This is a genomic window from Mangrovibacillus sp. Mu-81, from assembly GCF_036867415.1.
Taxonomy (GTDB): Bacteria; Bacillota; Bacilli; order Bacillales; family Bacillaceae_B; genus Rossellomorea.
Genome location: NZ_JBAJHU010000007.1, coordinates 80655 through 104327 on the forward strand (window position 1 = coordinate 80655; position 23673 = coordinate 104327).

Here is a 23673-nt window from a genome sequence, read left to right on the forward strand (position 1 = left end):
TAAACTTTATTTTTAGTATGCTCCTTTTTCGTTTTTCCTAAAGTTTAATGTCAGTCTTCTGCAGACTGCACCCCATTATAAGTCCCTGCATCGAGTTCACCGGTCACTTTACTGGTTATAACCCCGGAAGTCATCGCCCCGCTTACATTGACAGCCGTACGGCCCATATCAATCAACGGTTCTACTGATATCAACAGACCGGCAAGCGCAATCGGCAAGTCCATAGCAGATAATACCAGGATGGCGGCAAATGTAGCTCCGCCTCCGACCCCAGCGACTCCGAAAGACGAAATTGCAACGATCAAAATTAACGTCAAGATGAAAGAAGGGGTCAATGGGTCGATGCCGACAGTAGGTGCAATCATCACCGCCAGCATGGCAGGGTACACCCCTGCACATCCGTTTTGACCGATTGATAATCCGAATGAGCCAGAGAAGTTAGCGATTCCTTCTGAAACACCAAGTTTCTTCGTCTGGGTATGAATATTCAACGGAAGGGTTCCGGCACTGGATCTCGAAGTAAATGCAAATGTTAATACCGGCAATACCTTCCTCACATACGTAAGCGGGTTCAATCCTGCAAGTGTCAGCATAATCAAATGAATGGCAAACATGATAATCAGAGCGATATATGATGCTCCAACAAATTCACCAAGCTTTATGATGGCATCGAAATCACTCAACGCCACCGTTTTAGCCATGATCGCCAATACACCGAATGGAGTAAGTCTCAACACCAATGTTACGATTCTCATGACGACTGCATATACGGAATCCACAATCCTTTTGAAAGCGGCAGCGGCTTCCTGTTCCTTTCTCTGGACCCCGAGATAGGCAACGCCTATGAAAGCGGCAAAAATGACGACAGCAATCGTGGAAGTCGCCCGCTGACCCGTAAAATCAAAGAACGGATTGGCAGGGAGAAGCTCCAATATTTTTTGCGGATAACTCTGGCCATCCATCGCCGCTGCCCTTTCTTCCAGCTGTTCCCCTCTCGCCGTTTCTGCATCACCTTGTTCAATCTGAATTGCTTCAAGATCGAATGCAGCGGTAGTGGCGATCCCGACAGCAGCAGCTACCGCCGTCGTACCGACAAGCAGACCCAGTATCAGCACAGCGATCTTTCCAAGATTGTGAGATTGTTTCAACTTAGTAAAAGCCGAAATGATCGATACGAACACGAGTGGCATGACAATCATTTGCAAGAGCTTGATATACCCGCTGCCGACAATGTTGTACCACTCAATCGACTGCAGTAAGTTTTCATCTCCCGCCTCATACAACCACTGCAGGAAGAATCCAAAAAGTATACCAAGACCAAGGGCAGTGAATACCCTTTTTGAAAACGAAGCCTTCTTTTTTTGCAAATAAATTAATACACCGATAAGAACGATAAACATCAGAAGATTCAACAGTACCATCCAAACATTCATGGTAAAACCTCCTTTTCTAAGATGTATAGACTTGCCGGCCGATAGACTGCGGCCTACTGTATTTTATGTTGAGGTTTATCCAGATATGATGAACCAAGGCCCGTCCTCCTCCGATTTAATGCAGTGAGGGACGGGCCTTGGATATCAATTAATCACGCTCTTTTCGCAAGATATGTAACTTTACTCATTAGAAAATACCTTTTTAATGAACTTAAGCAACAATCCTTATAAAAATAGCCATCAATTAAAATATCGATGATAAAGGGATTTCGCTTCCTTGATATCATTGGTGCCATGGATGAGTGCGCGGCCGTCTCTGAATAAAACAATCCGGTGTTTTCCAGTTTTACAAGCAAGAAGATATGGATTCACTTCAACTTTCTCCACCACATGTTCAAGCTGTGACCCCACCCTCTCCAGTTCAACAGGTTTCAAGACGCTGGGGCGGATCTGAACGGCATCCCTGCCGCATAAAACGGCTGATTTCATCTGGTTTTCATATTTAAGAAATGGATATTGCGGCTTTTCCCCGCAGGATGGACAGGCTGCCTTCTTCAATCCCCGGACATCCACAGAGCTGAACTCATTGCTCCAGACATCAAATGAAGTAAGTCTTTGACGGACAGCATCCCAATCTTCTACCAATATCTTCAACGCATCAGCCACTTGATATGAGACGACCATTGATACTGCAGGCGAGATTATTCCTGCTGCATCGCACGTTAAAGCTTTGGAAGGTAAGGTCTGGAGCAGGCAGTGCATACATGGTGTCCTGCCTGGAGTGAATGTATATGTTATTCCGTAGCTTCCGGCACAGCCACCGTAGATCCAGGGAATATTTTTCTGCATTGATACATCATTTATCATCATTCTACTCTCAAAATTATCGGTGCCATCGATGATCAGGTCGACACCTTCAGAAAGGCGCAGCAAGTCACCGGGGCCGGCATCCATGATGTGTGCTGCGGCTTCTGATCCGGAATTGATTTCTTTCAGGTGTTTTTTTGCTGCAACGGCCTTTGGAAGTCTTTCGAATGCGTCTTTCTCGGTATAAAGCTGCTGTCTTTGAAGATTGCTTATTTCCACATAATCACGGTCAACAATTGTGAGTTTACCTACTCCCGCACGTACTAGTGCCTCTGCATTACCTGTACCAAGTGCCCCCGCTCCAACCAGAAGCACATGTTTTCCGGTAATTTTTTTTTGTCCTGCTTCCCCGATGGGTGTGAATATTACTTGTCTGGAATACCGTTCATTCATGAGTTGACGATTCCCTCCATCGGGCTGCTTGCTGTAGCATAACGTTTAATCGGTATCCTGCCTGCTTTAAATCCCACTCTTCCTGCCTGCACTGCAAGCTTCATCGCTTCTGCCATTTTTACGGGATTTCCGGCTGCTGAGACAGCGGTGTTGACGAGTACACCATCCGCTCCAAGCTCCATTGCATAAGCGGCATCCGCAGGGGATCCTATTCCTGCATCTACGATCACCGGGACATTCGACTGCTCGATAATGAAACGTAAATGAGCAGGATTAATGATTCCCTGCCCGGACCCGATCGGTGCTGCTCCGGGCATGATTGCATGTGCGCCCAATTCTTCCAGTCTTTTGGCAAGGACCACATCATCAGATGTATAGGGGAGGACTGTGAATCCTTCCTTAACAAGTTCTTCTGTTGCTTTCAATGTCTCAACGGGATCGGGAAGGAGCGTCCTGCTGCACCCTATGACCTCTACCTTGATCATGTCACATAATCCGGAAGCCCTTGCAAGCTTCGCATGCCTTACAGCTTCCCTTGCAGTTTTCGCACCTGCCGTATTAGGGAGGAGTTTATACTTTTTAAGGTCAAGCTGCTCGAGAAGATTGGGCTGTTCTTTTTCAAATATATTCATTCTTCTCACAGTGAACGTCAATATTTCCGTTTCTGATGCGGTCACAGCCTTTTTCTGTGTATCATAATCCGGATATTTGCCGGTACCTAGTAATAATCGGGAGTGAAACTCATATTTACCCAGTTTTAGCATATTTAACCGCCTCCTACAAAATGGACAACTTCAATAGAATCCAATTCTTTGATTGTCGTTGAATCATATTCCTGTTTTTCTGCAATTACACCGTTTACTTCAACAATAAGGATGCGGTCACTCAACGAAAAGTGGTTCACCATATCGGTTAGCGTCGCAAGTGTATCAGGGACTTCAACTAACTGGCCATTAATCCTTACCTTCACGAATCATCATCCTTTCGTCCATTTCACCAGGTTCAAACGTATGTTCTATTTCTTTTCCTTCCAAAACATCTGCCATCAAGACTCCGGTAAGGGGTGCCAGCAATATCCCATTTCGGTAATGACCGGTAGCAATCGAAAGACCGCTGCAGCCTTTCACTCTTCCGATATGGGGATGACCTCCCGCAGTTCTCGGCCTGACACCAGTCCATGCCTTTTCCCATCTTCCATTTGCAAGGTCCGGAAGTATTTTAATGGCTTTATTCAATAATATGTTTATCCCTTCAACTGAAGTCGATTCATCAAACGTGTGAGGGTGTTCGGTCGCCCCCACCAAAAGCCGGTCTCCTCGCTTTGGAACAAGATAGCAGCCATTAGTGAAAATCGTCCGATTGATAATCGGACGTTCAAGCATGACGGAGAAACATTCACCCTTCACCGGATAATCGGCGGTGCTGAATCCTGCATGTTTCAATATTTGTCCGCTCCAGGCACCTCCTGCGACGATGACCTCATTTGCGTAATACGTTCCTTCATGCGTTCTTATTCCTTTGCACACGCCGTGTTCAAGTATGAAACTCAATAGCGGGGTGTATTCCTTAAGTTCGGAGCCGAGTCTTATTGCGGATTTTGCCAATGCGAGAGTAAACTTCCCGGCGTGCACATTGCCGTCTTTATTTGCATACAGGCCCCCAATATTCCTTGACACGCTCGGTTCCAACAAGGAAACCTCTCTCTCTGTCAGCCACTCTACATCTTTACTTAGGGATAACAAACGCTGTGATGCAAGTACATCTGATTCTGAGAATGCAAGTTTGATCATTCCGTTTTGGCTCAACTCGAAGTCAATTCCGGTTATTTCTTTTACTTCATCCGATAGTGCCGGAAACATATCCCGGCTCTTCAAGCAAGCCTGCAGCAATCCTGCGTCCTCACCCAATTCCGTATGAACGCCAAGCATCCCCGCTGCAGCAGTCGAAGCTTTATTTCCTATTTTGCTCCTTTCAACAATGAGTACTTTCTTATTTCGTTTGGCAAGTTGATAAGCTATCGAACAGCCTATCACTCCTGCACCAATAATGATCGCATCATAATGTACGTTCAACTTTCTTCACCTCCTATCGAGCTCCTGTCGGTACCTTTTCGCGGCGCATGCCGGTTCCTGCGAAAGGAAAATCCCCGATAAAACAGCAATTCCGGCAGCCCCGGTCGAGTTGATTTCCTGCACATTTACGGGCTTGATGCCACCGATGGCGATGACCGGCAGATCAACTGCTTTCACCAGATCCTTCACCCTAGGCGATCCGATCCCGGGCTTACCTTCCTTGGAAGATGTAGCAAACACATTTCCATACAGAAGAAAATCTGCTCCTTTCTCCCTCAGGGGGACTGCTTCTTCCCTCGAATGAACAGAAGCCCCAATCATCAGAGTCGGAAAATGTCTCTTAACCTCTGATACACCTATACTATGATGTGCCAGCTGAACCCCTCCAGCCCCCGCCACTGCGGCAATATCGACTCTGTCATTCACAAGAATTTTTTCCGCCGGCATCCCGGCTTTCACTAAATCCAGTATGAATGATTTGATTTGAAAAGCGCTCCACCTTTTCTCTCTGATGTGGAAGTAATCGATGTATGGTTGAATAGCCAAAGCAATACGGAATGTCTCATCCCTGCTTTGTTTCCCGCTTGTAACAGCGTGAAGCTGCCTTTGCATATAAATGACCTCCTTTTACTTCATATAACGCACATCACGGATTGGGAAAATCGGGAATGAATCTGCAGCAGTGTAACTGATCATCGCGATTGCGATCATGACGATCAAAAACACACTGTCATACTTTGAGAATCCGATTCGATAATAATAGGTCCTCTTCCCGTTGCCTGAAAAACCCTTAGCTTCCATCGCAACAGCTACTCGATGAGCTCTCCTGATGCTTTGTGCCAGAAGCGGGAGTGCGTAATTCCTGAATGTAAAAAACAAACCTCTGATCCCCTTCTTGTTTCCCCCCCCCCTTATTTTCAGTGCAAATCGTATAGTCACGAATTCTTCGGCAATAATCGGAAGCATACGGAAACCTGCCATGAAGCTGTATGCATATTTAGGTTTCAGCCTAAGCTGCTGCATCAGAGAATAAAAAAGCAGTACCGGCCTGGTAGAAAGTGTGAATAACAACCCAAGCACTCCAAAAATAAACGCCCTGAATCCGATGTGTACTCCTCGATAAAAGCTTTCCTCCGAGATTTGAATGATGCCCCACTTCACCCAGATGACATCTCCCTTCCCAAAGAGAATCATTGAAACCGCAGTCGATGCAAACACGAGGATAAAGGGGAGCAAAAGCAGGGTTTTCACTTTCACGCTATGTCCAGAGCTAAGCCAGAACAGCAAAAGGGAGAAAGCGGTCAAGTACACTAACAGATTCAATTGATGGATGGTCAGGATTACGATAAACAGGAGAACCATGATGATCAATTTGAAGCTCGGATTAATGTAATGCATCCAGGTCTGCTTTGACACAACTTCCATCCTCAAATAATCCCCTCCCTCTCATCAATCATTTCCTCACACAACTCATCTTTCAGTAAATGACCATCTTGAATCGTCCATATTCTGTTTGAAAAAGTACGGGCAATGTGTTGATCATGGGTCACCAGCAAAATGGCAGAACCTTGAAGCTGCAGTTCCTTCAGCATCTCGAGTAAACGGAACGTATTCGAAGCATCTTGTCCGAATGTAGGCTCATCCAGTAATATGATATCCTGACTCTTCATGATCGAAGCTGCCACACTCAGCCGCCTTTTTTGTCCCATGGATAATTGATAAGGATGCTGATGTTGATGATCGACGAGGTTAAACCGTTTTAACACTTCGTTGACTTTCAAGCTCACCGTTTCTCCGCTTATTTCTTTCCTCTTCAAGCTGTAAGCTACTTCTTCATAGACGGAATGAGTGACAAATTGAAACTCAGGATTCTGAAAAACGAACGTGCATCCTTCAGGCGTTTTCTTTCTGTCAATCCTCCTCCCGAAAAGTTCGTATCTTCCCGTCGTGTTGATAAATTGCATCAAACCATGAAGCAGGGTGGACTTTCCGGCACCATTTTTGCCAAGGATCGTGATCCATTCACCTTTCCTCACTGAAGCGTTATCAACGGTTATTTTGGGTCTTTTCTGCAGATATCCTTTAAATTCTTCGATTTCGAGAATCTTTTCACCATGTGACTCATCTTGTTGCGATGAACGTGAAGCAATGTACTCACGCCAAGCACCCGGATACCACACTCCGTGGTCCTTTAGAGTTTGTTTGTAGGATCGCAATATCTCTTCTTTTCGACCATCTGCAATGATTTCACCATACTTATCGAATAGGATGATCCGGTCTACCAGATCCAGTACGTGATCTAACTTGTGCTCGACGATTACCACTGTTTTATCCGTACCGACAGCCTTGAGCGTTTCCCATATATCCATTGATCCATTCTCATCCACCAATGCAGTCGGCTCATCAAGAAAAAGTACATCGGGTTCAAGAGCAAGAACAGCAGCAATGGCGAGTCTTTGTTTCATCCCTCCTGACAGCTGCTGTATGCTCGTATGTACTTCCTTCAGTTCTAACCCGACTTTCTTCAGCAGTTCCTGAATTCTTTCATTCATCTGTTCTCTGGGAACATTCAGGTTTTCAAGTACAAATGCAATCTCTTCATCCACATACGGCATACAGAACTGGGCATCAGGATCTTGAAAAACATATCCCCAGGAAGATGGCCGTGAAATGGAGGATACTTTCATCGGAACTTCATATGCATTCGGTATCAGTCCCGCCATTACATTGAGCAGTGTAGACTTCCCGCACCCTGAAGGACCAAGCAGCAAAACCTTTTCACCTTTATCGATCGAAAGTGAAAGATCCTTGAATATGAATTCCGATTCACCTGGAAATTTCAATCTCAGCTTATCAATCTTCATTCCATTCACACCTGTCTATCTAGAGCTTCATAGTCTTCTTGGGCTGCCGGTCTGACAAGGTTAGTCACTCCAGTCCGTTCCAACGCTTTCACCAGATAGAATGCCCCTGCTCCTGCAATCAGTACTGAACCAAGTAATCTCGCGCCCAGAAACAGGAGCAGATTCCAAGTGGCGAGGTCGCCAATGTATCCTTTGAACATATCCATCATGATCGAACCAAATGCAGACATAATGGCGGCAAGACTTACAATTGGGAGGCTGTATCGTTTGTATCTTGTCGCAAAGAATATCGCTTCCGCAAATAGTCCCTGCACAATACCAAACAGAAGGACCTCAAGCCCCCATTCCGAGCCCATCAGAAACTCTCCCGATGAAGCTGCGATCTCGGCCAGCAGCGCAGCACCAGGCTTGCGGATGATCAGGAAAGCCACCGTAGCCGCCATAAACCACATACCGTAAATAAGCTGATCAGCATGAAGTCCGAACGGTTTCATCATGCTGTATACCGGACCCCAAACCTTATAAATGACTCCAAACCCGATTGAAATGACGACAGTGACCAGAATGTCAGTCAGTTTTAACTTCATCATTCATCTCACCGGCTTTCCTGTGATTTTTTTAAATAAATGATTCTCAAAAGGCCATTTTTCAAGGGAATATGCCATCTCCCAAAATTGAAGCTCATATATGCTGCTTAATGTAAAAAGCTCTTTCATCCTTGCCTTCTCATCGTCGCCTGCTTTCTCTGCGATCTCATCCAATCGATTAATTTGTTCTTTCACCAATTCCCCGAACCACTCTCCGCCGTAAGCGCTGATCCATTCACGGTAAATCGGTTCATCCGGCGAACACAACTTCAAGTGCTCACCGACTTCATGGTAGAGCCAATAGCATGGTAAAATGGCTGCTATAATATCTCCGAATCCCCCGAATTGAGCTGCACGGTACATATGGGAGGTGTAGGCATAAGCGGTTGGAGACGGCTGAAACAGATCCTTTTCTTCTTCTGTGATACCGAGCCGGATTGAAAAGCTTTCATGCAGCGATAATTCGGCTTCATTCGTACCTTGTGCGTGGGCAGCCATTCTGGACGTCGTATGTAAGTCTGGTGCAACAGCTGCACCAAACGCCTGCATCCTCGAAAAATGCGATAAATAGTAGGCATCCTGGAGCACGTAATAACGAAATTTCTCGAGCGGGAGTGTACCGTCACCTATCCCTTTAACAAACGGATGATTAAAGCTCGCTTCCCAAATTTCGTTCACATCTTCCCGCAACTTCTTTGAAAATGTCATCATTTCTCTCTCCTTTTCCCGACGACCCAACAACGGGGAATAGAAAAAGCCACTTTCCATTACGCAAATAGCGAACAGAAAGTGGCTTGAAAAGGCAATACATGAAAAAGTGTATATGGTCTCTTCAAACACCACTTCCCTACGCTGGTCCCAACCAGATCAGGTTCAAAGGGTCTTAAAGTTACACTTTAATCTCAGCCTTTTCAAAAGGCACCCCTAGTGGATCGTCATTTATAATTTTTGATTTCGTTGTTATCGTATCATGTAATTTTATCTTGTCAAGCTTTATTTGAACCAGCCTTTTTCTTTTGAGTGAGTGATCGCTTCGATCCGATTCTTCACTTCAAGTTTGTCCAGAATCGTTGAAATATAGTTTCGGACAGTACCTGTTTTGAGCTGGAGTTCATCTGCGATTTCTTTTGTGTTTTTTCCATCTGCGACTAGTTCAAGAACTTCTTTTTCCCGATCTGTCAAAGGATTTTCTTCACTGTACATATCATCCATCAGTTCAGGGGCATAGATTCTTTTCCCTTCCATCACAAGCCGGATTGAGCTTGCCAGCTCTTCACTCGGGCTGTCCTTTAACAAATAGCCTTTGACCCCCGCTTTTAAAGCCCGTTGAAAATAACCTGAACGCGCAAAGGTAGTAAGGATAATGACTTTGCATCCTTCCCCTTTCAATTCTTCAGCCGCCTCGAGACCTGTCTTCTCGGGCATTTCGATATCCATTATACAAATATCGGGATGGAGACTGCGGACTAATGAGATGGCTTCTTCCCCATTACCTGCCTTTCCGACGACCTCCAGATCATCCTCTAAATCAAGCAGGGAGCCTAATGCTCCCAACATCATTCTTTGATCCTCTGCAATCACAATGCGAATCACTTCATTCCCTCCCTGTCGATCTGTTTGATAACCTTAGGAACTCTCATGATCAAAGAGGTACCATGATCAGATATGATTTCAAGCGTCCCATTGACAAAATCAAGGCGTTCTTCCATGCCTCGCAGTCCGCTTCCTTTAGATAAATCTTGATCTTTCTGAACACCTATGCCATCATCCTTCACTTTGATTGTTAACTCGTTATCATGTTCCTCAACGGTAATCTCACATGTAGTGGCCCCGCTGTGCTTTACGACGTTTGTGACCGCTTCTTTTAAGCACATGCTTAATATGTTTTCAAGAAAGAGTGAGGTATCCGGTATATTGGACGTGTCATCTATTATCAGTTCGATTTCTGCTGCTGCAAGAATTTGCTTGATCCTTACAATTTCGTCTTCTAAACGGATTCCCCTCATTTGGGAGACCATCGTCCGCACCTCTGACAATGCGGTTCTGGCAGTTTGCTGCACATCTTTCAACTCCGTTTTAGCTTGTTCCGGGTCTTTATAGACCAACTTTCTCGCCAAGTCACTTTTCAACCCGATAAGAGACAGCTTTTGACCTAATGTATCATGCAAGTCACGTGCGATACGCTGTCTTTCTTCTTGTTTGACAAGTTCTGAGATTCTTTTATTCGCATCTTCCAGCTTTTCTTCCAGCCAACCTTGTTTGTTCCGATTGTAAATATTAAATGGAAGCAGGATGACACTGATCCAAATGATCAAGATAAACGGTATTTGAGAAAGGAATAAATCTTCCTGCTCTACAAACTTATAATTGATCGAGGCGGTTGTGAGCACCAGGTGGATGATATACAGCGTCAAGAACGCAATCCGGTTTTTTATATTACCGTTGTAGTAAGCAATGTAAAAAGCGAAATAAATAAAATTAAACTGAATTGTCATCGTGATGGATATGGCGATTAAAATGGATGTCCATAAATAAACCGGCCACTCTCTGGAAAGGAAGGCAAGCCTCAAAAAGATGAAAAACAAAATGGTCAGCGTGATCCCTACAATAATTTCAATCGTTGATGAAGATTGAAAGATAAAGTAAAAAGGGAGAATGCTGATGATACTCCATATATAAGGCGAAATGCCAGAGCTTTTTTGAATTTTAATGAATTTATTAGGCAATTGCACGATCAAACCCTCTTTTTATGTAAAAAGTTTTGATATTTTATCAGTTACTAAACTTATGATAAAAAGCGTATACCGTACACTATCATGTCACAGTTTACACATTTTATTGAATTTATCCGATTAGTACTTCCTGTTCTGGATGGCGATTTGTTTCAACATCAGTTCATGGGATTTTTTGATGATATCTGTCAAAACATCACCCTTGTATATTCTGCCTATTTTCGTCTTTTCCTGATAATATTCTACAATTTCATCTAATTGCTGAGCTGTTTCTTTTTCAATCCTCACATTCAACTGAATCCTATTGCCGGTACTCATATACTGTTACACCCTCCAAGTTTCAAGTGCTAGCGCATGCTAGCATTATTCTATCTCGATTATATCACGCTCTATCAATATGGTATATACCTTTAAGGACAAGAGTTTAGTTCAGAAATACAGACTTAAAAAGCATCCTGTCTATATGAGGATGCTTACAATGGCTTAGCTGATAATGTATTCCTTACAATACTGCAGGATAAGGGATTCTTCATCCTCTTCCAATTCAAAATCAAGAATCGATTCCGTATTCCTTTCGATGATCTGATGCTGTACAACTCGTGAATCACTCTGATCCTGAACGTAAATTGCCTTAATATACAGTCCATTTTCCGAGTAAAGTTCATCCTCTTCAGGGACTTCTATCGAGAGCAGGACTTCATAGCGGTTTCCGCTCAAAATACCTGTGGGATCTTTAAGTTCTTCAACTGTATGACTAGTAATAATCATGTATCTGATAACTTCCTTTCGCTTTACCTATCACTCAATTATACACAGGATCATACCAAATGAAAACTGCCATCGTCTTTCCCCATCTCTTCTTAATTAATGGGCAACTCCCCTGAAATTCGATATAATGTGGGGATAGAAAAGTTAAGGAGCGACTACAATGAATAATAAAGAAATAGAAGACAAGATCATTTCCAACTACCAGAAAGATGAGAATATGATGATTCTCGTTTTTGCACAATGGTGTGTGAACAAGGACCTTGACCCTGCCGAAATCTATAAAAAGGCATACCCTCAACAAGGGACCAATCCAGCTCTTCAACAGGGAATCGATTTGACCGTACCAAAAGAAGAATCAGAAGAAATCCCCGACTCCACCTTATTAGGGGTACTCTCCCTATTCGGCAATACGGACCTTGCGATTGTCGTATCTGAAGCAATAAAGAAAGAAGCAAATAAAAAACGATGACCTGCCGGCAAAAGAGGCTGGGACAAAACAAAAAAACAACTGCCTAAAGGTGAACATTATCAGTGTTGACCCTGAATACCCCTAATGATCTCCGTGCAAGACTTCGCTTTCCGCGGGTAGCCCGTGAGCCTCCTTTAAATTCGAGAAGTAATTGTCCAGCTGCAGGGCTTAGAGGCACATGTCATAAGTCGAACCGGCCAAGAAGGCAAAGAGCGCCTTTCAGGCCAGTTCGTCTTATGCCACACGCCTCTGAGCAAAGCCCTTCCGCTTTTCTAATAAGCTACTTTTCCCGCAGGAGTCTTCGTCTTGCACTCCAATCAACCGCTCGAACAAGCTATATACTAAATAGACATTTGTACAAAGCTAATAAAAACCCGAACTTACTTGAACTTAGAGTTCAAATTAGTTCGGGTTTTATTCAGACTAAAACACTTTTGTCCCAGCCTCTTCACTTATTTTTTCTCTGTCACTTTTTCTATCATCCCAAATAGATACACATAAATAATCATAATGACATCCTTGAGAGTTAGATCCTCGCTGAATGATGGAATGTCATTGATGGCAATGTTCACATCCCACAAACCATCATCGCCGTTAAACAGAAGATTATACCCTTTATCACCCTGCAGCGTATGTTCAAGATAAATGTCCATCTCACTTCGGAATTTCTTTTGCAGCTTCAATCCGAACATTGCCTCGTAATGACCGAATACATCATCAATTTCAATCGAAAGTCCATCGATCCCGATCGTACCGAACCATTCTGCATCGAGAAATAGAAATTCGTCTTTATGTGATTTCAAAAATGATAACGGATTTTCTAAAAAAGAGGCAGATTCCATTTTTACAGTTTCATCACTCTCTTTAATGCACCGCTCAATGACTACTTCCTCAAAACGGGATCGAATGTCTTCGTTCAATATTTCACCTTCCAGCAGACCGTGGGTCGATGCAAATTCCTGTTCAATATTGAAAAGTGCCACTCCGCCTTCCTCTTCATTTTTCTTCTTTATGAAATCTGATAACTTGCCTTTTATCATATTAACACTCCTATTCTGCATCCTTATCCAACTCCAAGTATACAGGACAATGATCACTGCCCAAAATGTTACAATGTATATCTGCTTCCTTGATAAGAGAAGCCAGCCGGCTGGAAAGAATGAAGTAATCGATTCTCCAGCCGATATTTCTCTCCCGGACTTTACTCATATAAGACCACCACGTATAGGATTCATCTTTATCAGGGTATAAATACCTGAAAGAGTCAACAAAGCCTGAATCCAGAAAAAGAGTCATTTTTCCCCGCTCTTCGTCAGTAAATCCTGAATTCCCTCGATTGGAGCGATCATTTTTGAGATCGATTCCTTTATGGGCTACATTTAAATCTCCACAAAGGATCACTGGTTTTGTTCGATCGAGCACTATGAGGAATGATCTAAGCTTATCCTCCCACTGAAGCCTTTCTCCGAGCCTGGATAAGTCCCTTTTTGAATTAGGAGTATACACATTGACGAGGAAAAAGTCAGCAAACTCCAAAGTGATGATCCTGCCCTCCTGCTCCCGTTCACTCTCGGTAAAGCCATATGTCACAGAAAGTGGCTTTATCCTGGTGAAAACGGCCGTTCCTGAATACCCTTTTCTTTCAGCGTAATTCCAGTACTGTTCATATTGTGGAAGATCCAGTTTAATCTGCCCTTCCTGAAGTTTTGATTCCTGAATACAAAATATATCTGCATTCACCTCATTAAAGTAATCAAGAAAACCTTTTTTCACACAAGCCCGTATACCATTTACATTCCAAGAAATCAATTTCATTATTATTCACGTATCTCCTTTTTCTATTAAAATTCCATTTAATATAGTAACATAACAGCGTCCCATTCTATTGTTTTCTTAGTATAATAGTCTATTTTAAATATATTATACTGAGATAATAATGATGTTTTTTACATATAAAAAGACATGTAAGGACTCTCTCTTACATGTCTTTCCTGTTTATTTATCGAATTTAGTTGAACGATAACCTGCCTTTTTTTTATTTGGTTTCGCAGGTTTTCCTTCATCTTGTTTCAATACTCTTTCAGTTTTTAAATATGGATAAGATGTATCTTTGGAAGTTCGATCCTTATCTTTCTTTCTTGGACGCTTCTTGTAAAACCCTTCGCTCTTTTCATGTTGTTCTTTTTCAGGTTTGCTTTTCGGTTCGTTTGAATGAGATGGTCTTTTTCTTTTATTCTTCTTCTTTTTTGAAGAGGTTGTACCTTTCTCCTTTAGAGAAATTGTATTTCCTAAATTTTGTTTTTGAATTCTTGTCTGTAAATCGCCTTCGATTTTGTCTAAAACAGGTCTGTCTTCAGATGTATAGAGAGTATACGATACGCCTTCAGCCCCAGCTCTCCCTGTCCGGCCGATGCGGTGAGTATAGGTTTCTGTGTTTTCCGGTATATCATAATTGAAGACATGAGAGACACCTTCAATATCCAGCCCTCTGGATGCAACATCTGTTGCGATCAGCAAGGGGATTTCCCCTTTTCTGAAAGCTTCCATGACTTCTTCACGTTTTTCCTGCGGGATATCACCATGGAGTTCGCCAGCCTTGATTCCTTTTGATCTTAATACCTGGTTGAGCTTTGAAACCCTGCGCTTAGTGCGGCAGAAAATGACAGATTTTTCAGGATTGAAAGCTTCTATTAATTGTAGAATCGTTTCCTGCTTCGCTTTATCTATTGTGAAGATGGCAAATTGATTAATCGTAGAGGGCGCAGCATCTTCATCTACTTCAATTGTCATGGGCCCCTTCATATATTTTTGTGCCAGTTTTTTGATCGGTGCCGGCAGTGTAGCAGAAAGCAGCATCATTTGTCTGTCATCAGGGGTGGCTCTGATGATTTCCTCCACCTTATTCAAAAATCCAACTTGAAGCATCTCATCCGCTTCATCCAACACAAAGAATTTCACATTGGAGAGATCCAGATTCCCCCGTTTGATTTGATCAAGAATCCTTCCCGGTGTCCCTACAACATAGCTGATTTTTTTCTTTAATTCTTTAATTTCTTCATCATGACTTTGACCGCCGTACATCGCAAGGACTCCACCATGCTGTTTTTTCTTCGTTAACTGTTTCAATACCCCGGCAATCTGAATGCTTAATTCTCTAGTTGGAGTTACGATGATTCCTTGAATGTCCGAGCTTGTCTCATCACTTTTATCAATCATCGGCAGGGCAAAGGCATGCGTTTTACCTGAACCCGTTTGTGCCTTGGCCATTACATCTTTCTCTTTTAATAACACTGGAATGACTTTAGCCTGTATAGGAGTCGGTACGGTAATTCCGAGTTTAGCTAATACATTCTCCATTTCAGCTGAAATCCCCAGGGACGTAAATTTACTCAAATCTATTTCCTACTTTCTTTCAATCGATTAGTTTACCCGTTTATTAATATTGAAGGTTTCACTACAAAAAAGCAAACTATTATTCATGATTCAACTTGTCCGTGCAGAAGGCAGCCTAAAATGATTCTAAGCGACGGGTAAATACGCTGTCAGTAAAAAAATCACGCGGTCAAAAGTCCGCGTGATTCCATTCTAATTCGATTCAACAATGTCATTTAGTTCATTAAATATCTTTTCTTTGATCTCATTGACTTTGTCGAAATCCATCGAATCTATATAAATAGCCTCAAGTCGTTCACGCAATACCTTTGCTTCACTCAAATAGGAGATTGCCTCTTTCATTTTATCTTTATATCCCTTCGTCGTCCTTGCAATATCCTCTTCAAATTTCTCATCAGTCCCGGTGGTGATGCAGCGTTCATACATATCTACGATCTCATCGCTGTTGCGGTCAGGAAAATATTCATGCGGGGCCGTACTGTCGAATATGGCAATGCCCAGTTCGCGAATGATGACCATATCCAAACTGTTTGGATCGAAACCGCAATGATAAATTTCAACATCAAATCCCTTCTCCTCACCTGCAGCAGCGATTTTCTTTAGCATGGTGGATTTCCCTGAACCTGCACGGCCCTTAATGAAATATCTCTTATCTATATCCTCAGTCAAATTTTGTATATGATCAACAGCACCAGCCGGGGTAGCTGCACCTAAAAAGCGGTGAACCACATTTGCTTCTTTATCCAGGGATGTTTCATTGTAAAATAATGCAATCAACTCTTCTGTCAATCGATCCGCTTCGGCAAAGTCCATATTTGAAATATAGATCTCTTCAATCTCATCATGGGCTTTAAGAGCCTCAGCAAAAGTAGCATATGCCTCTTGAAATTTACGGGATATACAGGAATTCAATTCCAGGATTTCTTCCTTATGCCCAGCCAATTCATCGGAATCCCAGGCAGCCCCTAAATTTACATATTCCTCAATCACACCTGGCGCTTTTGGTTCAATGATATGAGGTGCAGTCCCATCCACGATTCCAAGTCCCCATCGAGGCAATATGACTCCATCGATCGAATTGTTATCTGATGCGCAGTGTAAGTACTCAACTTCAACTTCTTTTTCCTCAAACCTCTTTCCAATATCTTTCATTAAAGAGGATTTCCCCGTGCCAGGTCCACCCTTTAAGATAAACAATCGGTTCAAACCATCCAATACTGAATCGTATAAACTGTAAAAACCTTTCGCCGTATTACCTCCAGCATAATAATGACGTACCAGCCTAGACATAAAACCACCCTTTCATTCCATCTACTACTACATATGATGAAAAGAATAAATGGGTGAATGACCAGAAGAGCGGAGGGGCTTGCCGGCTGATCCGGACTATAGAAAAGCGCATACAGCTTGCTCAGTGGTGAAAAGCAATGGAGATATACAACTATAAAAAAACAGACAGCAGAAAAACTGCTGTCCACTACCTTTAGTCATCACCGTTCAATAAATCACCGATCCCGCCAAGGAGGCTTCCTTCACCTGTAGATTTCCCCCCACCTGGTGCATTTGCATAAATCCTTTCCGCCAGCCGGCTGAATGGAAGGGATTGCACCCATACCGTACCCGGCCCTCGGACAGTGGCAAAGAACAGTCCTTCCCCACCAAGGAAAGCAGATTTAACTTTTCCGACGTACTCTATGTTATAATCTACGTTTTTTGTCATTGCAACCAGACATCCAGTATCCACTCTTAGCATTTCACCGGACTTTAGTTCCCTTTTATGTATCGTCCCTCCGGCATGCAGAAAGGCTAAACCGTCACCTTCAAGTTTTTGCATAATAAATCCTTCTCCGCCAAAGAAACCTGTACCCAACTTCTTCTGAAAATCGATGCCAACAGCAACACCCTTCGCTGCACATAGAAATGCATCTTTCTGACAGATGACTTTCCCTCCTAATTCACTTAAATCGACAGGAATGATTTTGCCAGGATAAGGAGCTGCAAATGACACCCGCTTTTTCCCGCTTCCTTCATTTGTAAACACAGTCATAAATAAACTTTCCCCTGTTAGAATCCTCTTACCGGCGCCAACAAGCTTTCCAAGAAATCCTCCTCCTCCTTGTCCACCTTGAGAACCGTCTCCAAAAATCGTTTCCATTGTTATTCCATCATCCATCATCATCATGCCGCCCGCTTCTGCCACGGCACTCTCCCCCGGATCAAGTTCGATTTCCACAAATTGCATATCATCCCCATGCAATTCAAAATCAATTTCGTGTGAATTCATCTCTATTCCTCCCGTATGTATCGTTTCCAACATCATTATACAGTTTTCTATTCTTTAACGGGGGAAAATATCCCTTCCAGAATGAAAAAAATACTCCATTGGATATGATTCCAACAGAGTATTGGGCTAATTTGGGTTGTCGATGTTTTTACCATAGAAGATCTCATCCATCTCCATTTTTAATTTCTTCGTGATCTCTTTTGCTTCTTTATCTTCAAGCTTTTCCTTCGAATAGCCGAAGAGGTAGTTGTTTAAATCAAAGTCTTTCAATTTACATTTCGTGTGAAAGATATTTTGAGGATAAACATTGACATCAATCATGTCGTACTCTTCTTTAATCTCTTCGGGTATATAGTTTTGTATGGAATTAATATCATGATCAATGAATAATTTGCGCCCGTTGATATCACGTGTGAAACCTCGTACACGGTAATCCATCGTCATGATATCGGTATCGAATGAATGGATGAGATAGTTCAAAGCTTTAAGAGGAGATATCTCACCGCATGTTGATACATCAATATCTGCCCTGAATGTACTAATCCCTTCATGCGGATGATATTCAGGATAGGTGTGTACAGTGATGTGGCTTTTATCTAAATGCATCGTGACAGATGAAGGAAGTGGTCCGGGTGATTCATCAAAATGTTCTGTAGGAACCTCCACAATCGGACCTTCTGATACAAGAATCGTGACACTTGCCCCTTGTGGGACGTAATCCTGTTTGGCGACATTCAATACATGAGCGCCTATGATATCCGAGACATGGGTAAGGATATTAGTCAAACGTTCAGCGTTATATTGTTCATCTATATATTCTATGTAAGCTTCCCGCTCTTCTCTCGTTTTTGTGTAGCAAATATCATACATATTGAAACTTAAAGATTTTGTCAAATTATTGAATTCATGCAGTTGGATTCTTTCTTCGTGAGATAGTTTCATGCACTATTTCCCCTTTATGTTTATTGTTTATTTCCCAAGAGTACAATGGAATCTACTTTTTATGTTACCCAGTCAAATCCATACTAAAACAGGTAAATGGGATTGAAAGGATCTCATTTAGGGTAAATATCACCTAAAAAGTTTTCTTTTCGTTTTTCATTATGAATTTTTTTGGGTAAAATGAAGGGTAGAATGGAGTGTTAGCATGAAGCGATTACTGATGCTTATATTGGTTATCATTATTGCATACGGTTCAAAGCCGGTTTGGGAAGAGAAGGTCGAGGCAACCGGATTAGACTCTATGCTTTCAAAAATAGAAGAAATGAAGAACAATGAAAAAGTGCAGGACGCATTCGATCAGCTTTATAACGAGGTGAGCCTCCTGTTGATCAAGCTCGATGAATCTTTCCGGGACTTGGAGAAAGATGAAGACGCACCAGAATCAAAAGATATAGAAAAACCAGCTTTATCCGCACCTGAACACCAAGAGTTTTCGATCCATAATATAGAACTGGGGGAATCCAAGTCAACCGTAGAGGAAGATCTTGGTGCACCAGAAAGAAAAACACTGAATGAGTACGGGGTCCATTGGTATTCCTATCATGAAAATTATCAAAATTTCTTTATGGTTTCTTATAACAGTGAACAAAAAGTCAATGGTATATACACTAATCAAGACTTATTGACGTCTTCTTCAGGAATAGAGATGGGTACGCCTAAACAGGATGTCCAAAAACATCTCGGGGACCCATTGGAGAATATCCGCAAAGGACTAACGGTATTTCAACTTCAAAACAATGGAGAACACGACGTTTTTAAGATTGATGACAGCTATGTCACCATCTTTTATGATAAATATGAACAGGAGACAGTCACAGCAGTGCAAGTGATTTCAGAAAAACTGGAACAGGACAAATCCGGATTTTACACTGAACCGAGTCCGCAGCTTAAAAAAGGGTTTGAACTGCAGTTATTCGATCTTACCAATTCAAGCCGGGTGAACCATGGATTATCGACCCTTTCATGGAATGATCAAGTGAAGGAAACTGCACGGAAGCACAGTTTGGATATGGCAGACAATCATTATTTCAGTCATACCAATCGTGAAGGTGAGTCGCCTTTCGACCGCATGGAAGAAGATCAGGTAGCTTTCAGGACCGCCGGGGAAAATTTAGCCTACGGTCAAATGAGTTCCATCTTTGCACATGAAGGCTTGATGAACTCAAAAGGCCACAGGGAGAATATCCTGCAGACACACTACGAATATCTTGGAGTAGGCGTTGCCTTTAATGGGGATTCACAGCCATACTACACTGAAAACTTCTTCAGCCAATGATGGTTTCTAATAAAGCAAGTGGGAGAAAGAGCTCCCACTTGCTTTTCTTTATCTGCAGACTATCTTACTTTTCTTACTTTTCTTCCTTCTCAACTTCACATCCATTGTCACTGCACATCAGATCGGAGTTTCCCGAAACCGATTGTAAAGGAAGTGCCCCATGCTCTTCTTCCCATATTTTTTTCAAAGTGCTTTCAAATACTTCTGCAGGCTGAGCACCTGAAATTGCATATTTACGATTAATGACAAAGAAAGGGACCCCCTGAATGCCCAACTGCCTGGCTTCATTCTCATCCATTCGAACTTCATCTGAAAAACGGGTACCTTCCAATACTTCCTTTGCTTCTTTGATATCCATACCAATATCTTCAGCGATGAAAAGGAGAGATTCTTTATCGCCGATATGTCTGCCATCAACAAAATGAGCATTTAGAAGATTTTCGGTAAGTTTCAGGTCTAACCCATTAAGAGCTGCAAATTTCGCTAATCTATGAGCATCGAACGTATTAGTCGGAATGCTGTTGTCGAAATCAAATTCGATTCCGGCTTGTTCACCATGCTCCTTGATACCTTTAGTCATATTTTCAGCTTGTGCGATTGACGTACCATATTTTTTGGCAAGCATTTCGTATACATTCATATCCACTTCCACTTCTGCGGCCGGATCTAGTTCAAAGCTCTTGAATTCAACTTCCACACTAAGTTGCAATTTCTCCAAGGCTTCTTCCAGACGTCGCTTCCCCACATAACAAAAGGGACATACAAAGTCAGACCATACCTCTATTTTCATACTTGTCACCCCTATTAGTTTCATTTCTGTATTATCTTAGCAAATAGTAACAGGAGAAGCTTATTTTTTGATCACGTTACTTGTCGTTTCTTCGTCTTATGCGCCTTTTTCGATTTAATGCATGACATCTGTCACAGATCGGAAATCCGAAGTTGGAAGGCAGTTTCTTTCTACAATGCTTGCATGTTTTTGAAATCCCCTTTACTTCCGTTCGTAAGCTTTCATGTACCCCGTCTGCAATGTCCTCTCTAATTCGTTCCCAGTAATAAGCTTCCGTCTGTCTGCCTAATCGATAAAGGAATAATAAGTGGAGCCCTACAGCTTTATATGACGTTTCTTTTTGTTCCAGATTCTTGCTTTTGATATCAGGTTCTGGAAGCTCTTCATTGTGAACGATTGCTTGCATGGAATCGATCCATTGCCGGGTCAAACTGCTTTCTTTTTTAGAAAATGGAAGATGAAGAAATCCGTATAAATCATCAAGAGATAGTTTCGCTTCTATTTGGGTACCACGGATAAGCTCGTATAGTTCTTTTTCTTCTGATAAAGACGCTTTTTCTGTACCATAAGGGCTTGTGAACTTTTCCCATAACTGAAAAAAGGTATCCATTTCATGATAATATCGTTGAAACCGTTCAAAGACATTGCTCGTAGGTGCGATCGCAAATGTACGAAGAGAAAGGTCTTCTTGCTCAAGCAGACGGGACATTTTCTTTATATCCTTGGTGAAGGCAACTCGTCCTATATCATAGATTCCTTTACGGCCTGCTCTGCCAGCGATTTGTTTCACTTCTTGTGAAGTGAGCAACCTCCTTCTCGTCCCATCAAATTTATCGTTTTCGAGAAAGACGATTCTTCTGATCGGCAGGTTCAACCCCATCCCGATCGCATCTGTGGCGACGATTACCCTCGTCTTGCCATTGATGAATTGCATCATTTGTTTCTTCCTTGTCTCAGGCGGCATACTTCCATATATCATACTGACTTTATGGCCGTTATTTTGCAGCCTCGATGCAGTATCAAGTACTTTCTTTCTTGAAAAACAGACCAGTGCATCCCCCTGCCGTGCATGCTTTAATTTAAATTCTTTCTCCTCTACTTGTAAAGGTATCTCTCTTTGATAATTGTGTATTTCAACCCCATCATCGCCCACCAGTTCCAAAAGGAGACCGCGGACATTTTCGCTCCCGATGATATGAACTTCCTTTGCCCGCGCTTTCGTAATCGCCTTATACCATGAGAATCCCCTGTCTTGATCTGCAAGCATCTGGGCTTCATCAATCACGACAACCTCATATTCCTCTTTTTCATGGAACATTTCAACAGTGCAGGCAAGGTGACGCGCTTGGTCGACTTCCTTTTCTTCCTCTCCCGTTTTCAAATTGCATGGCACACCTTCATTATTCAACTTATCAAATACTTCAAGTGCCAATAACCGCAGTGGAGCAAGATAAATCCCGCTGTCTGCATCTTTCATCCTGGAAATAGCACGATGGGTTTTGCCTGTATTGGTTTCCCCGATATGCAGGACATATTTGACCCCGCCCCTGAAGGATGGGCTGTACTCCCTGCCGAATATATCTTCGAGCATTCGTGCTTCTTCTTCCTGCTTCCGTCTCTGTGCAGCTTCTTCTTCCTCTTTTCGTTCCTCTCTCTTGATGAGTGACTCCTTATATAAGACCAGGTGGGAATCCACATCAAAAGGCACGTCCAACACGATTGCCAAATCAATGATGTACTCTTCCCGGATCCACTTGAAAAATAAGCGCTTTTCATTCAGGAGAACAGGCTGGATCCATTTGACCAACTGCTCCTGAGACAGTTCCTCGCCAAATATATTCTTATAGGAAACAAGGATATCTGCAGGAAGGCTTCCGGAGACAAATGAGCAAATGATATGTTCTGTAGCAGATGAAATGAACCTTTCATACGGAGAGTAATATGTTTCATATTCCCAAAGGTTGTGTTCCCATTGTTCGCTCTTCTTGTGAATGGATCCTGTATATTCCTTCAAGAAATCGGAGACTGTTTTGAACTCATGGTTACTGAGGATGCCCTCTTCTTCTAACTTATCTTCAAGTGCATATGGTTCTATTTGCTTAAATTTCGGCCTTGTATCCATATCATTAAACAACTTTCCAGCAAATGAATATCTAAGTTCAACATACCAATTAAGTTCATTGACCGCGACATTTTTTTCCAGAAAATAAAGGATTTTTTTCTGGATATCTTTTTTTCGTGAAGCTGTCTCTTTATCTGCCAAGTCTGTTATATAGCGCTCTCTAGTCCGACGGTAGCGGACTTCCCATTGTTGTTGATCAGGGGTGTTGGCCATGACCCATTCTTTTACATGAAAGGGATGTTCATTCTGTATTTCATTTCGAAACATTTTGTTTAGGAGCTTTTTATCCGCTCCTTCAACCTCGTATCCTTTTTTTCTCAAGAAGGCTTTTTTATTGCTCCTAAGGATATTATTAGTTACATTACTCAGCCATGTATTCATCCATATTTGTTGAAAGAACCTGCTTCTTTCAGAAAGGTAGTCCTGAAAAGAAGGGCATGTCTCATGCGCTTCCAGATAATGAGTGATATCTTCTTCTACTTTTATTTTGGTTTCTTCAATCGCTTTCTCGCGAATAGTTTCCAGGTTTTGCATGTAATGACCCCTTTTTAAATCTCACTGCTCATAGTGTATGTACTGTTCAAGGAAATTTTCATCCTACTCAAAGAATTTCGTAAGTCA

Annotated in this window: 24 protein-coding genes and 1 riboswitch; of the genes, 2 read left to right on the plus strand and 22 right to left on the minus strand. The window is 42.4% G+C overall.

Annotated features, from left to right (window positions below):
* Positions 1–50 precede the first annotated feature (50 nt).
* From V6B33_RS14825 to V6B33_RS14890, 14 genes are all read right to left on the minus strand, one after another.
* Positions 51–1433, minus strand: coding sequence for an L-cystine transporter (locus tag V6B33_RS14825; RefSeq protein ID WP_334218533.1), 1383 nt, complete (start codon positions 1431–1433; stop codon positions 51–53).
* A gap of 240 nt (positions 1434–1673) precedes the next feature.
* Positions 1674–2693 carry a thiazole biosynthesis adenylyltransferase ThiF gene (locus V6B33_RS14830; RefSeq protein WP_334218534.1) on the minus strand — a complete coding sequence of 340 codons (1020 nt, stop codon included), beginning with the start codon at positions 2691–2693 and terminating at the stop codon, positions 1674–1676.
* A complete protein-coding gene (locus V6B33_RS14835; protein ID WP_334218535.1) occupies positions 2690–3457 on the minus strand; it encodes a thiazole synthase in 768 nt (255 codons plus the stop codon). Before V6B33_RS14835 ends, V6B33_RS14830 begins: the two co-directional genes overlap by 4 nt.
* 2 nt (positions 3458–3459) lie before the next feature.
* Positions 3460–3663 (minus strand): sulfur carrier protein ThiS, encoded by a 204-nt coding sequence (gene thiS, locus V6B33_RS14840; protein ID WP_334218536.1) that lies wholly within the window; start codon positions 3661–3663, stop codon positions 3460–3462.
* Positions 3647–4765, minus strand: a complete 1119-nt coding sequence (thiO, locus tag V6B33_RS14845; RefSeq protein ID WP_334218537.1) for a glycine oxidase ThiO — start codon at positions 4763–4765, stop codon at positions 3647–3649. The genes thiS and thiO overlap by 17 nt, the downstream gene beginning before the upstream one ends.
* 6 nt (positions 4766–4771) lie before the next feature.
* On the minus strand, positions 4772–5377 hold the full coding sequence (locus V6B33_RS14850) for a thiamine phosphate synthase (RefSeq protein WP_334218538.1): 606 nt from the start codon (positions 5375–5377) through the stop codon (positions 4772–4774).
* 15 nt (positions 5378–5392) lie between these two features.
* Positions 5393–6196: an energy-coupling factor transporter transmembrane component T family protein gene (locus V6B33_RS14855; protein WP_442915541.1), complete on the minus strand. Its 804-nt coding sequence runs from the start codon at positions 6194–6196 to the stop codon at positions 5393–5395.
* Entirely contained in the window at positions 6193–7629 is a 1437-nt protein-coding gene (locus tag V6B33_RS14860) for an ABC transporter ATP-binding protein (RefSeq protein ID WP_334218539.1), read from the minus strand. Before V6B33_RS14860 ends, V6B33_RS14855 begins: the two co-directional genes overlap by 4 nt.
* A 5-nt stretch (positions 7630–7634) precedes the next feature.
* On the minus strand, positions 7635–8219 hold the full coding sequence (locus V6B33_RS14865) for an ECF transporter S component (RefSeq protein ID WP_334218540.1): 585 nt from the start codon (positions 8217–8219) through the stop codon (positions 7635–7637).
* Complete coding sequence (gene tenA / locus V6B33_RS14870) at positions 8220–8924, minus strand: thiaminase II (RefSeq protein ID WP_334218643.1); 705 nt, start codon at positions 8922–8924, stop codon at positions 8220–8222.
* Positions 8925–9043: 119 nt separating this feature from the next.
* A riboswitch (TPP riboswitch) is annotated at positions 9044–9152 on the minus strand.
* Positions 9153–9209: 57 nt separating this feature from the next.
* Positions 9210–9809, minus strand: coding sequence for a response regulator transcription factor (locus tag V6B33_RS14875; protein WP_334218541.1), 600 nt, complete (start codon positions 9807–9809; stop codon positions 9210–9212).
* Positions 9806–10942 carry a sensor histidine kinase gene (locus V6B33_RS14880; RefSeq protein WP_334218644.1) on the minus strand — a complete coding sequence of 379 codons (1137 nt, stop codon included), beginning with the start codon at positions 10940–10942 and terminating at the stop codon, positions 9806–9808. Before V6B33_RS14880 ends, V6B33_RS14875 begins: the two co-directional genes overlap by 4 nt.
* A gap of 126 nt (positions 10943–11068) precedes the next feature.
* On the minus strand, positions 11069–11266 hold the full coding sequence (locus V6B33_RS14885) for a hypothetical protein (protein ID WP_334218542.1): 198 nt from the start codon (positions 11264–11266) through the stop codon (positions 11069–11071).
* Positions 11267–11431: 165 nt separating this feature from the next.
* Positions 11432–11716: a DUF6509 family protein gene (locus tag V6B33_RS14890; RefSeq protein ID WP_334218543.1), complete on the minus strand. Its 285-nt coding sequence runs from the start codon at positions 11714–11716 to the stop codon at positions 11432–11434.
* Between the two features lie 160 nt (positions 11717–11876).
* On the opposite strand from V6B33_RS14890, the gene V6B33_RS14895 reads away from it, so the two are divergent.
* Complete coding sequence (locus V6B33_RS14895; protein ID WP_334218544.1) at positions 11877–12185, plus strand: hypothetical protein; 309 nt, start codon at positions 11877–11879, stop codon at positions 12183–12185.
* 452 nt (positions 12186–12637) lie between these two features.
* Here the strand turns inward: V6B33_RS14895 and V6B33_RS14900 are convergent, their stop codons facing one another.
* The 6 genes from V6B33_RS14900 to speD form a co-directional block, all read right to left on the minus strand.
* Positions 12638–13225, minus strand: a complete 588-nt coding sequence (locus V6B33_RS14900; protein WP_334218545.1) for a branched-chain amino acid aminotransferase — start codon at positions 13223–13225, stop codon at positions 12638–12640.
* A 10-nt stretch (positions 13226–13235) separates the two neighbouring features.
* On the minus strand, positions 13236–14000 hold the full coding sequence (locus tag V6B33_RS14905) for an exodeoxyribonuclease III (RefSeq protein ID WP_334218546.1): 765 nt from the start codon (positions 13998–14000) through the stop codon (positions 13236–13238).
* Positions 14001–14180: 180 nt separating this feature from the next.
* On the minus strand, positions 14181–15578 hold the full coding sequence (locus V6B33_RS14910) for a DEAD/DEAH box helicase (RefSeq protein WP_334218547.1): 1398 nt from the start codon (positions 15576–15578) through the stop codon (positions 14181–14183).
* 192 nt (positions 15579–15770) lie between these two features.
* Positions 15771–16868, minus strand: coding sequence for a PRK06851 family protein (locus V6B33_RS14915; protein ID WP_334218548.1), 1098 nt, complete (start codon positions 16866–16868; stop codon positions 15771–15773).
* 193 nt (positions 16869–17061) lie between these two features.
* Positions 17062–17862, minus strand: coding sequence for a TIGR00266 family protein (locus V6B33_RS14920; protein ID WP_334218549.1), 801 nt, complete (start codon positions 17860–17862; stop codon positions 17062–17064).
* Positions 17863–17988: 126 nt separating this feature from the next.
* Positions 17989–18804 carry an adenosylmethionine decarboxylase gene (gene speD, locus V6B33_RS14925; protein WP_334218550.1) on the minus strand — a complete coding sequence of 272 codons (816 nt, stop codon included), beginning with the start codon at positions 18802–18804 and terminating at the stop codon, positions 17989–17991.
* A 205-nt stretch (positions 18805–19009) separates the two neighbouring features.
* On the opposite strand from speD, the gene V6B33_RS14930 reads away from it, so the two are divergent.
* Positions 19010–20140 carry a CAP domain-containing protein gene (locus V6B33_RS14930; RefSeq protein ID WP_334218551.1) on the plus strand — a complete coding sequence of 377 codons (1131 nt, stop codon included), beginning with the start codon at positions 19010–19012 and terminating at the stop codon, positions 20138–20140.
* A gap of 73 nt (positions 20141–20213) precedes the next feature.
* Here the strand turns inward: V6B33_RS14930 and V6B33_RS14935 are convergent, their stop codons facing one another.
* Together V6B33_RS14935 and V6B33_RS14940 are read right to left on the minus strand one after the other, a co-directional pair.
* The gene (locus V6B33_RS14935; protein WP_334218552.1) at positions 20214–20930 is read right to left on the minus strand and encodes a DsbA family oxidoreductase; all 717 of its coding nucleotides are present in this window, start codon (positions 20928–20930) and stop codon (positions 20214–20216) included.
* A gap of 76 nt (positions 20931–21006) precedes the next feature.
* Positions 21007–23586, minus strand: coding sequence for a helicase-related protein (locus V6B33_RS14940; protein WP_334218553.1), 2580 nt, complete (start codon positions 23584–23586; stop codon positions 21007–21009).
* Positions 23587–23673: the final 87 nt, after the last annotated feature.

Bases quoted from the DNA above. Each gene is read 5' to 3' on its own strand.
- tenA (WP_334218643.1), bottom strand. From the start codon at position 8,924: ATGACATTTTCAAAGAAGTTGCGGGAAGATGTGAACGAAATTTGGGAA.
- V6B33_RS14830 (WP_334218534.1), bottom strand. From the start codon at position 2,693: ATGAATGAACGGTATTCCAGACAAGTAATATTCACACCCATCGGGGAA.
- V6B33_RS14865 (WP_334218540.1), bottom strand. From the start codon at position 8,219: ATGATGAAGTTAAAACTGACTGACATTCTGGTCACTGTCGTCATTTCA.
- V6B33_RS14835 (WP_334218535.1), bottom strand. From the start codon at position 3,457: ATGCTAAAACTGGGTAAATATGAGTTTCACTCCCGATTATTACTAGGT.
- V6B33_RS14905 (WP_334218546.1), bottom strand. From the start codon at position 14,000: ATGAAATTGATTTCTTGGAATGTAAATGGTATACGGGCTTGTGTGAAA.
- V6B33_RS14915 (WP_334218548.1), bottom strand. From the start codon at position 16,868: ATGTCTAGGCTGGTACGTCATTATTATGCTGGAGGTAATACGGCGAAA.
- speD (WP_334218550.1), bottom strand. From the start codon at position 18,804: ATGAAACTATCTCACGAAGAAAGAATCCAACTGCATGAATTCAATAAT.
- V6B33_RS14895 (WP_334218544.1), top strand. From the start codon at position 11,877: ATGAATAATAAAGAAATAGAAGACAAGATCATTTCCAACTACCAGAAA.
- V6B33_RS14900 (WP_334218545.1), bottom strand. From the start codon at position 13,225: ATGATAAAAGGCAAGTTATCAGATTTCATAAAGAAGAAAAATGAAGAG.
- V6B33_RS14850 (WP_334218538.1), bottom strand. From the start codon at position 5,377: ATGCAAAGGCAGCTTCACGCTGTTACAAGCGGGAAACAAAGCAGGGAT.
- V6B33_RS14930 (WP_334218551.1), top strand. From the start codon at position 19,010: ATGAAGCGATTACTGATGCTTATATTGGTTATCATTATTGCATACGGT.
- V6B33_RS14940 (WP_334218553.1), bottom strand. From the start codon at position 23,586: ATGCAAAACCTGGAAACTATTCGCGAGAAAGCGATTGAAGAAACCAAA.
- V6B33_RS14890 (WP_334218543.1), bottom strand. From the start codon at position 11,716: ATGATTATTACTAGTCATACAGTTGAAGAACTTAAAGATCCCACAGGT.
- V6B33_RS14825 (WP_334218533.1), bottom strand. From the start codon at position 1,433: ATGAATGTTTGGATGGTACTGTTGAATCTTCTGATGTTTATCGTTCTT.
- V6B33_RS14935 (WP_334218552.1), bottom strand. From the start codon at position 20,930: ATGAAAATAGAGGTATGGTCTGACTTTGTATGTCCCTTTTGTTATGTG.
- V6B33_RS14920 (WP_334218549.1), bottom strand. From the start codon at position 17,862: ATGAATTCACACGAAATTGATTTTGAATTGCATGGGGATGATATGCAA.
- V6B33_RS14860 (WP_334218539.1), bottom strand. From the start codon at position 7,629: ATGAAGATTGATAAGCTGAGATTGAAATTTCCAGGTGAATCGGAATTC.
- V6B33_RS14885 (WP_334218542.1), bottom strand. From the start codon at position 11,266: ATGAGTACCGGCAATAGGATTCAGTTGAATGTGAGGATTGAAAAAGAA.